Origin of the sequence: Ochrobactrum sp. C6C9 (genome assembly GCF_022627935.1) — a bacterium.
GTDB lineage: Bacteria > Pseudomonadota > Alphaproteobacteria > Rhizobiales > Rhizobiaceae > Brucella > Brucella teleogrylli.
Map to the genome: position 1 here is coordinate 25,097 of NZ_JABXGB010000015.1, position 14,440 is coordinate 39,536.

A 14,440-nucleotide genomic window follows, 5' to 3' on the forward strand; every position below is an offset into this window, starting at 1 on the left:
CCGATGGGAACACCTTTTCCGCCTTTCGAGCCCAATGGCCGCGTGGAGTCATCCCGCGGCCCAAAGCTGTCGCAGATACCGCTGCGTATTGTTATTCCGAACCTCATTACGGTTTTGGCCATTTGCGCTGGTCTGACCGGTATTCGTCTTGCTTTCGAAAACCGCTTCGAGCTGGCCGTCGCTATGGTGCTGGTTGCGGCATTTCTCGACGGCATCGACGGACGTGTCGCGCGCATGATGAAAGGCTCGTCGAAATTCGGCGAGCAGATGGATTCATTGGCCGATATCGTCAATTTCGGCGTTGCGCCCGCGCTGGTGCTTTATGCTTTCATGCTGGATCAGGCGCGTTCCTTCGGCTGGATCGCCGGTCTTCTCTATGCGATTGCCTGCTGCCTTCGTCTTGCGCGCTTCAATGTGATGCTGGAAGACCCGAACCGGCCTGCATGGCAGAGCAATTATTTCATCGGCGTGCCTGCGCCCGCAGGCGCCATGCTGGTGCTGCTGCCGGTCTATCTCGGTTTTCTCGGCCTGACGCCATCGCGCGGGCTGGCCTTCGGCGTCGCCATCTATACGGTAGCCATCGCGTTCCTGCTGGTGAGCCGCCTGCCGGTTTATAATGGCAAATCAGCGGGCAGCCTCGTGCGCCGCGATATCGTCATGCCGCTGATCCTCTGCGTGGTGGTCTATGTGGCGTTCCTGATGAGCTTCACATGGCAGACGCTGAGCCTGACAGCTCTCGCCTATCTGGCGTTCCTGCCGTTCAGCCTTGCCGCGTGGAACCGCCGCGAGGCTGCGGATCGGGCAGCGGCGGAAGAAACCGCGACCGAGAGCGAGGAAGAAAAGTCGTCGGCGTCAGAAGAAAACTGACGGCAGCTTTTCCAGAATGAACGCAACGCGCTCCTCAACCGAAGTTTTCGGCAGGAGCGCGATTTCATATCCGAACCGGCGATAGGTTGTTTCCATCGCCGTGAAGGTGCACACAGCCTCGTCGAAATCCTGCTTGCGCTCGGCATCTTGCCCAAAAATATCCGGCCATGGCGGGGCGAGAAACACTGTTTTGTTATAACGAATCTGCTGTGCTGCCGCTTCCATATGCGGCGGTACGGGCAAGTTGCAAAGCGAAAGATAGCCGATCACATCCGGCACGCCACGATCAAAGAAGACCGGCCCTGTTTGGTCTTGCGCCAAGCGGTATGAGCGTATTTCCCACGATAACATGAGCTCGGCGAAGAGAGCGCGGTCGCCCCAGGGCAGGGCCGTGCCGCCAATGGCAACCTGATCCTGAATGATGGCGCGTCCGGCCTCCACGGTGCGGGCGTAGCCGTGCTGTTCGAGTGCGTCGATCAGCGTGCTCTTGCCCGATCCGGGGCCGCCGCTGATGACGTGAAATCGGGCTTGGTTGTCAGCCATTCTGTTCTCCAGACAAATGAAGTGAGTTGCGGCGTGCGAAAGCGCATGCCGGTGACGATGGATTTCTTTGGGAGGGGAGAGGGAAAAAGCCCGCTAAAAAAGGCCGAAGACAAGGCAGCGAGGGGGCAAGTATTTGTAAAATAACGCTGGCCTTGCTAATTGGCAAGGCCAGCCAAATAGTATTAGGACGGCATGTGATAGTCGAGGAAGCGGTCCTGCCGCACGTCGAACAGCTTGCCCGTGACATTGAGCGCCGGATCGGCAAGCTTCACGATTTTTTCGGCCACTTCCTGCGGTGTCGGCAGGGTGTCCGGGTCTTCGCCGGGCATCGCTTGCGCGCGCATGGCGGTGCGGGTTGCGCCGGGATTGACCGAGTTGATGTTCAGCGCCATCTGCCTGGTCTCTTCGGCCCAGCTGCGGGCCATGACCTCGACAGCCGCCTTGGAGGCCGCATAAGGCCCCCAGAAGGCGCGGCAGCTATGCGCAACGCCGGATGAAAGCAGAATGGCGCGCCCGGCATCGGAAAGACGCAGCAGCGGATCGGTAGAGCGGATCAGCCGCCAAACGCTCGTCACGTTGACATTCATGACCTTCTCGAAGGTCTTCGCTTCCACATGGCCGATCGGCGAGATCGTGCCCAGCACGCCCGCATTGGCGACCATGATATCCAGCTTGCCCCAGCGCTCGTGGATCGAGCCGCCAAGGCGGTCGATGGCTTCCATATCGGTGATGTCGAGCGGCACCAAAGTCGCGTTGCCGCCGAGCTTGCGAATGTCGTCGTCCAGCTCTTCAAGGCCGCCGACAGTGCGCGCCACGGCGATCACATGCGCGCCGCGCTTTGCCAGTTCCAGCGAAAGAAAATAGCCAATGCCGCGCGATGCGCCCGTTACCAAGGCCAGCCGGCCCGTAAGGTCGATTGTCATTCCGTCCCCAATGACTTTTATGAAGAGATTAGAGCGGCCCGGAGGCCGCCCGTTCGCGAATATGCGTCAGCCGTTGCTCGCAAGCAGCGACAGCGTGTGGATGTTGCTTTCGCCTTCCTGATCGAGAAGGCGGGTCGGGTAGTCACCCGTGAAATAGTGATCCGTGAAGGCAGGCGCCTTCGGATCACGAACCTTGCCGCCGACAGCCTTGTAGAGACCGTCGATGGACAGGAAGGCCAGCGAATCCGCACCGATGTAACGGCACATGGATTCCAGATCTTCATGCTGATTGGCCAGAAGCTTGTCGGCATGCGGTGTATCGATGCCGTAGAAATCCGGATGATAGATCATCGGGCTTGCCACGCGAATATGCACTTCCTTCGCACCCGCATCGCGCATCATCTGCACGATCTTGACCGAAGTGGTGCCGCGCACGATGGAATCATCCACCAGCACAACACGCTTGCCTTCGATCATGGCGCGATTGGCCGAATGCTTCAGCTTCACGCCCAGGGCGCGAATCTGCTGCGTCGGCTCAATGAAGGTACGGCCCACATAATGATTGCGGATGATGCCATATTCGAATGGAATGCCGCTTGCCTGCGCAAAGCCGAGCGCCGCAGGCGTACCGCCATCGGGCACCGGCACGATGACATCCGCTTCGACACCGGCTTCACCAGCAAGTTCGATGCCCATGTTCTTGCGCGCCACGTAGACGCTGCGTCCGCCGACGACCGAATCCGGGCGGGCGAAATAGACATATTCGAACAGGCACAGGCGTTCCGGCTGCGGGTTTTCCGCCTTGATGGACTGGGTGGTGATCGAGCCGTCCTGCTGGATTTCGCAGACGATCACTTCGCCATTTTCGACGTCGCGAATATATTTCGCGCCAATGATGTCGAGGGCGCAGGTTTCCGAGCAGAAGATCGGCTTGCCGTCCAGTTCGCCCATGACGAGCGGACGAATGCCGATGCTGTCACGCGCAGCGATCAGCTTGGTGCGGGTCAGCGCCAGCATGGCGTAACCGCCCTCGACCTGACGGATCGCATCCACGAACCGGTCGGAAGACGAGGCGAAACGCGACCGGGCGATCATATGCAAAACGACTTCCGTATCGGAAGTCGCCTGGAAGATCGCACCCGAGGCGATGAGCTGTTTGCGCAGCGAAATGCCGTTGGTGAAATTGCCGTTATGGGCAATCGCAATGCCGCCGACTTCCAGTTCCGCGAAAAGCGGCTGCACATTGCGCAGGATCGTTTCGCCGGTGGTGGAATAGCGCACATGGCCGATGGCGCGGTCGCCGGGCAGGCGGTTCAGCGTGGCGGCGTCGGTGAAATGGTCCCCGACGAGGCCCATATGGCGTTCGGAGTGGAAGCGGCGATTGTGATAGGACACAATACCGGCGGCTTCTTGCCCGCGATGTTGAAGGGCGTGCAGACCGAGCGCTGTCAGCGCTGCGGCGTCTTCATGACCCAAAATGCCGAATACACCACACTCTTCATGCAGGGTGTCGTCATCCAGCATAAAGGAAGTCTCATCATGCGACTGTTGGAACATTGTCCGCAAGGCCTTTCGATTGCGGGTTGTTAAAAACAACATTTACATGAAAGGACGCCGTTTTGAAAGCGATCCCTTGAACCCGCGTCAGTTAAGCTGATCATATAGGCCTTTATTGGGGCCAAAAACAGATGAAACCGGCACAAGCCGGTTTCAATTTTTTAAGTCAGATTGTGATTATTGCTGTGCAGGCGCGTCATCCGGGACAGGCGCTTCTTCCTGCTCGCCAGTGGCCGGAGCATTGTTCTGCTGCGGCTTGAACTTGTCGACCATCTTTTCCGGGTCAGCCGGCAGGAGATTGCGCAACTGTTCGCCGAAGGAATCGAGCATCGGCTTCGATTTGGCGTTGGTGATCCACGCAGGCTGGTTATCCGGCACCGCCCAGTTGAAGAACAGCATGGCGACGACCATCAGAAGCACGCCGCGGGCCGCACCGAACAGGAAGCCCAGCGTGCGGTCGAGCGCGCCGATGCGGCTGTCGATGATGAAATCCGCGATCTTCATGGTGATCAGCGAAACGATGATCAGCACCACGAGGAAAACCGCAGCCATAGCGGCGATCATGGCCAGCGTGTTGTTATTGATATAGGGCTTTATGTAGGGCAGCACCGGCTTGTAGAACAGGAATGCAGCAGCGGCGGCAGCGGCCCAGGAAACCAGCGACAGCACTTCGCGGGAAAACCCGCGTACCATCGCCAGAACCGCTGATACCAGCGTTATTCCGAGTAGAATTCCATCAAGTATGGTTATCGGCATTCTGGCCTGTCCTCAGTGTTTCGCGCATGCGTTCCGGTGCGCAGGGCAGTCAAAGACGCGGAAGCTTAACATCGGAAGGTTGACAGAATCTTCCCGCGTTAAGCCCCTGAATTATTACTTCTTTCCGGCACCCGATGCTGCAATGCGCGCAACGAGGTCGGGCAGGGCGGCGGTTTCCATGAGACGGAAGCTGCGATCTTTCCAAAGTTCGCCGCTGCCGCTTGGCACCTCCGCCTGCCGGAAGCCGAGTTTCTCCGCTTCCTTCAATCTCTGTACTGCATGCGTCACCGCACGAACAGCACCGGAAAGGCTGATTTCGCCGAAATAAACACAATCTGGCGGAAGGGCAATACCGGCCATGGAGGAAACAAGCGCCGATGCAACCGCAATATCGGCAGCCGGTTCGCTGATCCGATAGCCGCCCGCGACATTCAGATAGACGTCATGCTGGCCGAAGCGAACGCCGCAATGCGATTCGAGCACTGCGAGGATCATGGCGAGACGCCCGCCATCCCAGCCCACGACCGCGCGTCGCGGCGTGCCGAGCGAGGAGGGCGCGACGAGGGCCTGAATTTCCACCAGAACCGGGCGCGTGCCTTCCATCCCGGCGAAAACCGCTGCCCCCGGCGCTTTTTCGTTGCGTTCGCCCAGAAAAAGCTCGGACGGATTGGACACTTCACGCAAGCCGCCATCGGACATTTCAAAAACGCCGATTTCGTCGGTGGGGCCAAAGCGGTTTTTCACCGTGCGCAGGATGCGGTAATGATGCCCGCCTTCGCCTTCGAAATAGAGAACGCCATCGACCATGTGTTCGACCACGCGGGGACCGGCAATCTGGCCGTCCTTGGTGACATGGCCGACGAGCACAACCGCCGCGCCGGTCTGCTTGGCGTAACGGATCATCGCCTGCGCCGAGGAGCGCACCTGTGTGACCGTGCCAGGGGCAGAATCCGCCATGTCGGTCCAAAGCGTCTGGATCGAATCGATGATGACGAGATCGGGACGTTTGCCGTCGGAAATGGTGGCGATGATGTCTTCGACATTGGTTTCGGCGGCAAGTTCCACCGCCGATGTGGCGACGCCGAGACGCTGCGCGCGCAGGCGGATCTGCGCGACCGCTTCTTCGCCTGAAACATAGACGATGCGGTGGCCGCGATTGGCAAGGGCTGCTGCCGCCTGCGTCAAAAGCGTTGACTTGCCGATGCCGGGATCGCCGCCGATCAGCAGCGCCGACCCGCGCACGAAGCCGCCGCCGGTTACACGGTCGAGTTCGCTGATGCCGGAAATAATGCGCGGGGCATCTTCAATGTCGCCGGACAGCGAGGTCAGCGCCACGGCGCGGCCCTTGCGCTTCGACAACATGGCGCCCGGACCGGAACCGATACCGCTATTGGTGCCTTCCTCGACAAGCGTGTTCCACTCGCCGCAGGAATCGCACTTGCCCGCCCAGCGCGTATGCACTGTGCCGCAATTTTGGCAGATGAACTGAATGCGCGCCTTGGCCATCAGAGACGCGCCTTTTTCGAAGAGATATTATTCATACTGTTCGGGAAGATAGGAACCCTCGGCCAGATCTGCAAATCGCGTGAATTCGGACTGGAAGGCGAGCTTGACCGTGCCGGTCGGTCCGTGGCGCTGCTTGGCGATGATGACATCGGCAGTGCCGCGCACTTTTTCAAAATGCTGCTTCCATTCTTCGTATTTCGGGTCGAACTCGTCGCGCGGTTCGAGGTTCTTGACGTAATATTCCTCGCGGAACACGAACAGCACCACGTCGGCGTCCTGCTCGATCGAGCCCGATTCACGAAGATCGGAGAGCTGCGGGCGCTTGTCGTCGCGGCTTTCCACCTGACGCGAGAGCTGGGAAAGCGCGATGATCGGAACGTTCAGTTCCTTGCCGAGCGCCTTCAGGCCGGTGGTGATTTCAGTAATTTCCTGCACGCGGTTCTGTGCCGAGGCCTTGGACGAGCCGGTCATCAGCTGCACGTAGTCGATGACCAGAACATCAAGGCCGCGCTGGCGCTTGAGGCGACGGGCGCGGGCGGCCAGCTGCGCGATGGAAATACCACCGGTCTGGTCGATATAAAGCGGGATTTTCTGCATCACCTGCGAGCAGGCGACCAGCTTTTCGAAATCGGTCTCGGTGATATCACCACGGCGGATTTTCGAGGACGACACTTCCGTCTGCTCGGAAATGATACGGGTGGCGAGCTGTTCCGCCGACATTTCGAGCGAGAAGAAGCCGACTACACCGCCATTCTTGGCTTTCACCGTTCCATCGGCCTGCTGTTCGCCCTCATAGGCATTGGCGATGTTGAAGGCGATATTGGTGGCGAGCGAGGTTTTACCCATGCCCGGACGTCCGGCGAGGATGATCAAGTCGGACGGCTGCAAGCCGCCCATCTTGCCGTCAAGCGTGTGAATGCCGGTGGAGATACCCGACAGGTGGCCATCGCGCATGAAAGCGGCATTGGCCATGTCCACTGCGGTGGTCACGGCGTCCTTGAACGGCAGGAATCCGCCATCGTAACGACCGGTTTCTGCCAGTTCGAACAGGCGGCGCTCGGCGTCCTCGATCTGCTCCTGCGGCGCGTTGTCGACCGGCGCATCATAGGCGAGATTGACCATGTCCTCGCCGATCCCGATTAGCGCGCGGCGGGTCGCCAGATCGTAGATCGCGCGGCCATAATCGGCAGCATTGATGATGGTGACGGCCTCGGTGGCAAGGCGGGTGACATATTGGAAGATCGAAAGATCGCCGACCTTGCCCTCGGGCAGAAAGGTCTTCATCGTAACCGGATTGGCCATCTTACCGACGCGGATCAGATCGGTGGTGATTTCGTAGATACGGCGATGCAGCGGCTCAAAGAAATGGGTCGGCTTCAGGAAGTCCGATATGCGGTAAAAGGCATCGTTGTTGATCAGGATTGCGCCCAGCAATGCCTGTTCCGCTTCGATATTGTGTGGTGCTTCCCGATAGAGTGCGTCCTTCTGATCGCGCACATCCTCGAGTTTGCGTACCGCCGCTTCCGCCATGATTCTTGATCCTGTCCCTGATGCTGCCAGCTAACCGTCATGTGATGCCAAACGCAACGCGGCTTCGGATGATTCCTGCTGGAAGGAATAAGCTATACCATGATTCACACTGATTCACAGTTTGCGCCTGTGCATGAGCGCTATGTTCTTGACGGGCGTTGCCGCGAATAGCAGTGGATATTACTCTGCCTCCCGATCATCAAATTCACCCTGTCCACGGTCGTGCCAGATCCCGGTGACAGGTTCTTCATGCAAAGGTTCATTCATGCGGCATCGTCTGATCGCAGCCGGGCTTTCCTGCCTTGCTTATCTCGCTTCGTTTACGGCACCGGCTACGGCTGCCGAGCCGATCAAGGTCAAGGTCTTCATCGCCGCCATGTTCGAAATCGGACAGAATAGCGGTGATCGCGCCGGTGAATTCCAGTGGTGGTATGACCGTTACTGGAAAGACGCAAAGCCCATCGAAGTGAAGGGCGCGCTGAAGCCGGTCTATTGCAACAATGACGGCGTTTGCGGCTCGGTGCTTGGCATGGGCAAGGTCAATTCCTCCTCCAGCATGCAGGCTATTCTGCTCGATCCGGCCTTCGATTTCTCGAAGAGCTATTATATTCTGTCGGGCGTCGGTGGTACGCCGCCATCGCGCGGCACCATCGGCGATGTCAGTTGGGCGACCTGGCTGGTCGATTACGATCTCGGCCATCGCTGGGCGCCGGAAGAAGGCAAGCCCGGCGAGCCGGTTTTCATGCCGCGGAAGGGTTATGAGGATTACCGGGTCTTCAAGCTGAATCCAGATCTGATCGCCGCCGCGCTTCGTCTCGATTCGAAGGTCGAACTGCTTGATTCGCAGGACGCTCAGAACTATCGCATGCGTTATCCCGACAAGGCCGCACAGGCCAAGCCGTCGCTCAAGACAGGCACGCATATGACCGGCGATACGTTCTTCCACGGGCCCGGCCTGTCGAAAGAGGCGCAATATATCGCGCATCTCTACGGTGCGGATGATTATCTGGTGACGGAAATGGAAGCGGCTGCAATTACGCTGGTCATTAAGCGCCAGTTCGGCACGGATCGTATCGCCAGCCTGCGCGGCTCGGTGAACTTCGATCAGGGCAACCCGAACGAAACCACCTTGCAGCATCTTGATCCAGCGCCGGGTCAGACGGCAGGCGGTTTTGCGGAGACGGTGCAGAATATCTATCTCGTCGGTTCGCCGCTGGTCGATGATATCGTTACCGGTTGGGACAAGTGGGAAACCGGAGTGCCGAAGGCCGACTAAAACAAGGATGAGTGCCGAAGGTCGAGTGAAAATGCAAAAGGGCTGCCGGAGACGGCAGCCCTTTTTGTGAACCGGTGCTCGCCGGATCAGGCGTTCGCGCTCTTCTTGACGGCGCGGGCCTCGCTATTGGCTCCCTTCGGAGCGCTGTCGAGCCGCTTGAGCCGCTTTTCTTCCGCTTCGATATAGTTGCGCGTCAGCGGAACGGATTCCTGCCGGTGCGCGATCTGGATGTGGAACACCATCATGTTCTGCCAGCGGAAGGCGCTTTCCGATGCGGCCAGATAAAACTCCCACATGCGGCAGAAGCGTTCGTCGTAAAGCGCCTTGGCGCGTTCGCGATTGGCCATGAAGGCCTCACGCCAGGCTTTCAGCGTTTCCGCATAATGCAGCCGCAGGATTTCGATGTCGGTGACATAGAGCCCGGCCTTTTCGATATGCGGCAGCACTTCCGACAAAGCAGGAATGTAACCGCCCGGGAAGATATATTTGCGGATGAACGGATTGGTCGCGCCCGGTCCATCGGCACGCCCGATGGCATGCAGCATGAACACACCATCCGGCTTCATCAGTCGCGCCACATGCTGGAAATATTCCGCGAAATGGCCGACACCGACATGCTCGAACATGCCGACCGAAACCAGCCGGTCGAACTTGTCTTCGATATTGCGATAGTCGGTCAGCTCGAACTTGGCGCGGTCGGAAAGTCCTTCATCGGCGGCGCGCTGGTTGGCGATGCCGTGCTGTTCTTCCGAAAGGGTCACGCCGGTCACATTGGCCTTGAGATGGCGGGCGAGATAAAGCCCCATGCCGCCCCAGCCGCAGCCGATATCGAGCACCTTGTCGCCTTCCTTCACCAGCATTTTCGCGGCGATATGGCGCTTTTTTGCAAGTTGCGCTTCGGCAAGCGTTGCATTCGGTGTTTCGAAATAGGCGCAGGAATACTGCTTGTCCGGGTCGAGAAACAGGTCGTAAAGCTCGCCGGAAAGGTCGTAGTGACTTTTGATATTGTTGGACGAGCGCGCAATCGTGTTCATCTGCTGGAAGCGGCGGAACAGGATGCGCAGTTTGGCCAGCGCCTTCATCCACGGTTCTGTCGCGGCGGTCGGCCCGGTGTTTTCGAACACGATTTGAAGCAGCGTGTAGATATCGCCGTCCAGAAAGTCGATCTCGCCGTCCATAAAACATTCGGCGAGCTTCAGTTCGGGGTCGAGCGCTACGGCGCGCTCGGCGTGCTTTGTCTTGAAGTGTATATGAACCGGCACCCCGGTCTTGTCGCCATACTGCGAACGCGCACCACTAGAATCGGTGACCGTCAGGTCTCCGGTTTTAATCATATGCGAAAGAACAGTACGCATCATTCCATACATCGGCCCCATCTCCTTTTATGGAGTGAGACAGGCGTAGCATCCATGCGGTTGCATGGCAGGCGGCTTGTGTATCCTCTTCTCGAGCCACACTGTCATCAGATTTTCAGGCAGTTTCCGTAAGGTCTACCGGCCCTGGGAACGCTGTCTTAAGCAACGCGGACGTTTCCGTCTGCACCCTCTCCAATACATTACCATGGAGAAGAATAGGCAGTTTTCCCGTTCTGGAAAGAGAAAATGCCCGGCGGAGGCCGCCGGGCATGATCATTTAAAGTTTACCACCATTGGAACGCCTGCTGACAAAGCTGGCTTTTCCGGAGGTAAGTGTAACAATTAAGCCTGGTCTTCAGCTTCTTCGTCTTCGTCGAAGATTTCTTCCGAAAGCGGGGCTTCTTCGATGCCGTAGATGGCTTCGATCGAGGTGAGGTCTTCACCCTTTGCCTGACGTTCAGCTTCTTCGTTCGAACGAGCGATGTTGACGGTCACTTCAACCTGAACTTCCGGATGCAGCGAAATCGAAACTTCGTGCAGGCCGATCGTCTTGATCGGATGGTTCAGTTCAACCTGGTTGCGGTGCAGGGTGAAGCCGTTTGCGGTGATGATGTCGGCGATGTCGCGGGTCGAAACCGAACCGTAGAGCTGACCGGTTTCACCAGCCGAACGCACAACGATAAAGCTCTGGCCATTCAGCTTTTCAGCAACGGCGCTTGCTTCGTTCTTGCGTTCCAGGTTCTGGGCTTCGAGCTGAGCGCGCTGGCCTTCGAACTTCTTCTTATTGGCTTCGTTGGCACGAAGAGCCTTGCCCTGCGGGAGCAGGAAGTTACGGGCATAGCCGTCCTTGACCTTGACGGTTTCGCCCATCTGGCCGAGGCGGCCAATGCGTTCCAGAAGAATGACTTCCATTGGAGTTTCCTTTCGAGTGTTTAATCCGGGTTATTGTTTGTCATTGCCCGGAATTTTCGAGATCGGCGCGCCACGCGACGTATCGAAAAGTCCGAGAACCATGAAGACGAAAAGCAGAAATGCGAAAAGAATGATCGCAAAATAGGCAAACCACAGCGCCACCGGGCGCCATACCTTGCCGCGTGTGCGCATATGCATGATGGCAAGGCCCGCCATCATGAAGCCTGCGCCGAGCGAGCCGACCACGACGGTTGCCACCAGACCGGCGGCGCCCGACAGGAAAGCGACTGCAAGTGCTACTGCGAAAACGATCAGCGCCGTGCGCGGCATGCGCAGCGTTGCGGGCCAGTCGTCACGCGGACGGCGCAGGCGGCCCGACATGGCAGTCAGGCGCAGCGCCAGATAGAGATTGCCGACCAGAATGGCAAGACACGTGGCGGGCTGGATCGCCGGAAGGGCGAACATCAGCAGCGCCGACATGGTGTTGCGCATTTCATCGCTGGCGGTGAATTGCGGGTCGGCTTCGGCAACGCGGTCGATGACCGCATTGGCAAGCTCGCGCGCCATATCCGGGCCAAAACCCAGAACTGCGCCGATGATGATGAAGGAAACCGCCACCATCAGGGCGAGGCGGAAAACGATATCCGACAGCGGATACCAGACCATCACGCCTTTCGGTCCGCCCAGTTCTTCGGCGGGGCGCGCAAGGCCGGACAGATATGCACCGATGGCCGCAGGAATATAGCTCGTCAGCGCCATCAGGAGGGCCGCCATCGGAACGGCGAATACGCCGACCGCGACAGTTGCTACGGCTGCTGCGACAATACCGGCGGTGGAACCCCAGCCGAGTGCTGCAACAAAAATGGGAAGCGGTGTCAGGAAATACAGAACCATCGCCATGCCCGACTGGACAATGACGCCGGACGACATCAGTGCCGAGGCAAGCCCCGCCAATATGCCGACACCAACTATGGTTCCATTGAATTTCATCAGTTTCGCTGTCCTGCCCCGGTCTTGCCGGCTCGTGCAGTTAGAGGCAAATGCCCCAACTTGGGTTTTCAGTACGCTCCGTTGCGCCCATCGCAAGGGAGGAAGGGGTCCGGGAGGCAATCTCTCACGAGAATGCCTCCCGAAAAAAGTCTTACTTCACAACGTAAGGCAGCAGGCCGAGGAAACGGGCGCGCTTGATCGCCTTGGCGAGTTCACGCTGCTTCTTCTGGCTGACAGCCGTAATACGGGAAGGAACGATCTTGCCGCGTTCGGAAATGTAACGCTGCAGAAGCTTGATGTCCTTGTAGTCGATCTTCGGTGCGTTTGCGCCGGAGAACGGGCACGTCTTGCGACGGCGATGGAAAGGACGGCGGGTCGGGATCTGATTGATATCAACCATGATTATGCTCCTTCACCAGCTTCGTTGTCGCGTGGGCGACGTGGGCCGCGATCACCGCGATCGCCACGATCACCGCGGTCGAAACCACCTTCACGGCGGCGCGGACGGTCATCACCATCACGCTCGCGACGGTCGTCACGGCGGGTCAGCATAGCCGACTGGCCTTCTTCGTGTTCTTCAACGCGAATGGTCATGAAGCGCAGGACGTCTTCATTGATACGCATCTGACGTTCCATTTCAGCAACGGCAGCAGCCGGAGCGTCGATGTTCAGAAGCGTATAATACGCCTTACGGTTCTTGTTGATACGGTAGGTGAGGGGACGCAGACCCCAAGCTTCAACCTTACCGACCTTGCCGCCATTAGCTTCGAGGACACCCTTGTACTGTTCGACGAGAGCGTCGACCTGCTGCTGGGAAATGTCCTGGCGGGCAAGAAGCACATGTTCATAAAGAGCCATTGGCTTTGCCTTTCTTCGTTATATCACGCCGACACCAGCGGCTAAGCCCCTGCGACTTCTCTTTTGCCGGAAACCGGTGAAGAAAGGACGCGTATTTGAGACGGTCGAGAGCGGAGACACGGGAGGCAGAAGCGCTTATGACTTCCAACGTGTTATCCGGCTTTTAACGGCAAGAAGACACGGCCCTCCGTTCAGCCCCCAGCTGGTGCCGAGCAATGAACGGGCGGCTATTACGTGTTTTTCCCCTTGTTTGCAAGCGCGATATCCCCGAAAAACCGACAAATGCTTGACTTTTCGCCCAAGGCTAAGGCACATCGCGCCAAATTGTGCATTTCATTGCAGGCATGGCGGCGAAAACGGATACCGGTTTCACCTTATATCATATGCATAGAACCAGAACGAGGCATCAATGGCGGTAGCATTTACCTTTCCCGGACAGGGCAGCCAGGCGGTAGGCATGGGCAAAGCCCTGGCCGAACAGTTCGCGGAAGCGCGCGCCGTCTTCGACGAAGTGGACGCAGCGCTTGGCGAAAAGCTGTCCGCCACCATGTTCGAAGGCCCGGAAGACGTTCTGACGCTTACCGCCAATGCCCAGCCCGCGCTGATGGCCGTGTCGATGGCCGTCCTGCGCGTCATGGAAGCGCGTGGCTTCTCGCTGAAGGAAAAGGTTTCCTATGTGGCCGGTCATTCGCTGGGCGAATATTCCGCACTTTGCGCTGCCGGCACCTTCTCGCTTGCCGATACGGCGCGCCTCCTGCGCATTCGCGGCAATGCGATGCAGAAGGCTGTTCCGGTTGGCGAAGGCGCGATGGCTGCCATCATCGGTCTGGAACATGGCGATGTGGAAGCAATCTGCACGGAAGCAAAGGCTTCCGGTTCGGTTCAGATCGCCAATGACAATGGCGGCGGCCAGCTGGTAATTTCCGGCTCCAAGGCTGCGGTCGAACTGGCGGCAAAGCTTGCTTCGGAAAAGGGCGCAAAGCGCGCCATCATGCTGCCGGTTTCCGCACCCTTCCATTCGACTCTGATGGCTCCGGCTGCTGAAGCAATGCGCGAAGCGCTGGCCAGTGTCGAGAAGCACAATCCGGTTGTCCCGCTCATCGCCAATGTGCGCGCCGCGCCGGTGACGGACGCCAGTGAAATCGCCGATCTGCTGGTTGAGCAGGTGACGGGTCAGGTGCGATGGCGCGAGACCGTGGAATGGTTTGCCGCCAATGGCGTGACCTCGCTTTATGAAGTAGGTTCGGGCAAGGTTCTGACCGGTCTGGCGCGCCGCATCTCCAAGGATGTGTCGGGCGCCGCTGTTGGTTCGGCTGAAGAAATCGAAGCAGCGCTTGCTGCTCTGGCATAAAAGCTCATTAGCTAAA

Annotated in this window: 14 protein-coding genes; 3 read left to right on the forward strand and 11 right to left on the reverse strand. The window is 58.5% G+C overall.

Translation table 11 applies throughout. The features are described 5' to 3' along the window. The first annotated feature begins 3 nt into the window (after positions 1–3). Positions 4–867 (forward strand): CDP-diacylglycerol--serine O-phosphatidyltransferase, encoded by an 864-nt coding sequence (pssA, locus tag HWD97_RS13550; RefSeq protein WP_109368467.1) that lies wholly within the window; start codon positions 4–6, stop codon positions 865–867. On the opposite strand, the gene HWD97_RS13555 is transcribed toward pssA, so the two are convergent. The 6 genes from HWD97_RS13555 to HWD97_RS13580 form a co-directional block, all read right to left on the reverse strand. After that, positions 853–1,410, reverse strand: a complete 558-nt coding sequence (locus HWD97_RS13555) for an AAA family ATPase (RefSeq protein WP_371835116.1) — start codon at positions 1,408–1,410, stop codon at positions 853–855. The genes pssA and HWD97_RS13555 overlap by 15 nt on opposite strands. 182 nt (positions 1,411–1,592) lie before the next feature. Continuing rightward, positions 1,593–2,333, reverse strand: a complete 741-nt coding sequence (locus HWD97_RS13560) for an SDR family NAD(P)-dependent oxidoreductase (protein WP_109368469.1) — start codon at positions 2,331–2,333, stop codon at positions 1,593–1,595. Between the two features lie 66 nt (positions 2,334–2,399). Next, on the reverse strand, positions 2,400–3,890 hold the full coding sequence (gene purF, locus HWD97_RS13565; RefSeq protein ID WP_109368470.1) for an amidophosphoribosyltransferase: 1,491 nt from the start codon (positions 3,888–3,890) through the stop codon (positions 2,400–2,402). 177 nt (positions 3,891–4,067) lie between these two features. After that, positions 4,068–4,646, reverse strand: coding sequence for a CvpA family protein (locus HWD97_RS13570; RefSeq protein WP_371835117.1), 579 nt, complete (start codon positions 4,644–4,646; stop codon positions 4,068–4,070). A gap of 114 nt (positions 4,647–4,760) precedes the next feature. Then, the gene (gene radA, locus HWD97_RS13575; protein WP_109368472.1) at positions 4,761–6,152 is read right to left on the reverse strand and encodes a DNA repair protein RadA; all 1,392 of its coding nucleotides are present in this window, start codon (positions 6,150–6,152) and stop codon (positions 4,761–4,763) included. A gap of 27 nt (positions 6,153–6,179) precedes the next feature. Next, positions 6,180–7,682, reverse strand: a complete 1,503-nt coding sequence (locus tag HWD97_RS13580; RefSeq protein WP_109368473.1) for a replicative DNA helicase — start codon at positions 7,680–7,682, stop codon at positions 6,180–6,182. Between the two features lie 265 nt (positions 7,683–7,947). On the opposite strand from HWD97_RS13580, the gene HWD97_RS13585 reads away from it, so the two are divergent. Further along, on the forward strand, positions 7,948–8,958 hold the full coding sequence (locus HWD97_RS13585) for a purine nucleoside permease (RefSeq protein ID WP_371835118.1): 1,011 nt from the start codon (positions 7,948–7,950) through the stop codon (positions 8,956–8,958). A gap of 86 nt (positions 8,959–9,044) precedes the next feature. Here HWD97_RS13585 and HWD97_RS13590 read toward each other — a convergent pair whose 3' ends face one another. From HWD97_RS13590 to rpsF, 5 genes are all read right to left on the reverse strand, one after another. Further along, positions 9,045–10,325, reverse strand: coding sequence for a class I SAM-dependent methyltransferase (locus HWD97_RS13590; RefSeq protein WP_371835119.1), 1,281 nt, complete (start codon positions 10,323–10,325; stop codon positions 9,045–9,047). Positions 10,326–10,655: 330 nt separating this feature from the next. Beyond that, positions 10,656–11,225, reverse strand: coding sequence for a 50S ribosomal protein L9 (rplI, locus tag HWD97_RS13595; RefSeq protein ID WP_109368476.1), 570 nt, complete (start codon positions 11,223–11,225; stop codon positions 10,656–10,658). Positions 11,226–11,255: 30 nt separating this feature from the next. Further along, positions 11,256–12,215, reverse strand: coding sequence for a DUF2232 domain-containing protein (locus tag HWD97_RS13600; protein WP_371835120.1), 960 nt, complete (start codon positions 12,213–12,215; stop codon positions 11,256–11,258). Between the two features lie 151 nt (positions 12,216–12,366). Continuing rightward, on the reverse strand, positions 12,367–12,615 hold the full coding sequence (rpsR, locus tag HWD97_RS13605) for a 30S ribosomal protein S18 (RefSeq protein ID WP_006466219.1): 249 nt from the start codon (positions 12,613–12,615) through the stop codon (positions 12,367–12,369). Positions 12,616–12,617: 2 nt separating this feature from the next. Beyond that, positions 12,618–13,073, reverse strand: a complete 456-nt coding sequence (gene rpsF, locus HWD97_RS13610) for a 30S ribosomal protein S6 (protein WP_121537353.1) — start codon at positions 13,071–13,073, stop codon at positions 12,618–12,620. 409 nt (positions 13,074–13,482) lie between these two features. Here rpsF and fabD point away from each other — a divergent pair, with 409 nt between their 5' ends. After that, positions 13,483–14,424: an ACP S-malonyltransferase gene (gene fabD, locus HWD97_RS13615; RefSeq protein ID WP_109368479.1), complete on the forward strand. Its 942-nt coding sequence runs from the start codon at positions 13,483–13,485 to the stop codon at positions 14,422–14,424. The last annotated feature ends 16 nt before the right edge of the window (positions 14,425–14,440 follow it).

Coding starts and splice junctions, on each gene's coding strand:
- pssA (WP_109368467.1), top strand. CDS start 4: ATGGGAACACCTTTTCCGCCTTTCGAGCCCAATGGCCGCGTGGAGTCA.
- HWD97_RS13555 (WP_371835116.1), bottom strand. CDS start 1,410: ATGGCTGACAACCAAGCCCGATTTCACGTCATCAGCGGCGGCCCCGGA.
- fabD (WP_109368479.1), top strand. CDS start 13,483: ATGGCGGTAGCATTTACCTTTCCCGGACAGGGCAGCCAGGCGGTAGGC.
- purF (WP_109368470.1), bottom strand. CDS start 3,890: ATGTTCCAACAGTCGCATGATGAGACTTCCTTTATGCTGGATGACGAC.
- HWD97_RS13580 (WP_109368473.1), bottom strand. CDS start 7,682: ATGGCGGAAGCGGCGGTACGCAAACTCGAGGATGTGCGCGATCAGAAG.
- HWD97_RS13585 (WP_371835118.1), top strand. CDS start 7,948: ATGCGGCATCGTCTGATCGCAGCCGGGCTTTCCTGCCTTGCTTATCTC.
- rplI (WP_109368476.1), bottom strand. CDS start 11,225: ATGGAAGTCATTCTTCTGGAACGCATTGGCCGCCTCGGCCAGATGGGC.
- HWD97_RS13570 (WP_371835117.1), bottom strand. CDS start 4,646: ATGCCGATAACCATACTTGATGGAATTCTACTCGGAATAACGCTGGTA.
- HWD97_RS13560 (WP_109368469.1), bottom strand. CDS start 2,333: ATGACAATCGACCTTACGGGCCGGCTGGCCTTGGTAACGGGCGCATCG.
- rpsF (WP_121537353.1), bottom strand. CDS start 13,073: ATGGCTCTTTATGAACATGTGCTTCTTGCCCGCCAGGACATTTCCCAG.
- rpsR (WP_006466219.1), bottom strand. CDS start 12,615: ATGGTTGATATCAATCAGATCCCGACCCGCCGTCCTTTCCATCGCCGT.
- radA (WP_109368472.1), bottom strand. CDS start 6,152: ATGGCCAAGGCGCGCATTCAGTTCATCTGCCAAAATTGCGGCACAGTG.
- HWD97_RS13590 (WP_371835119.1), bottom strand. CDS start 10,325: ATGTATGGAATGATGCGTACTGTTCTTTCGCATATGATTAAAACCGGA.
- HWD97_RS13600 (WP_371835120.1), bottom strand. CDS start 12,215: ATGAAATTCAATGGAACCATAGTTGGTGTCGGCATATTGGCGGGGCTT.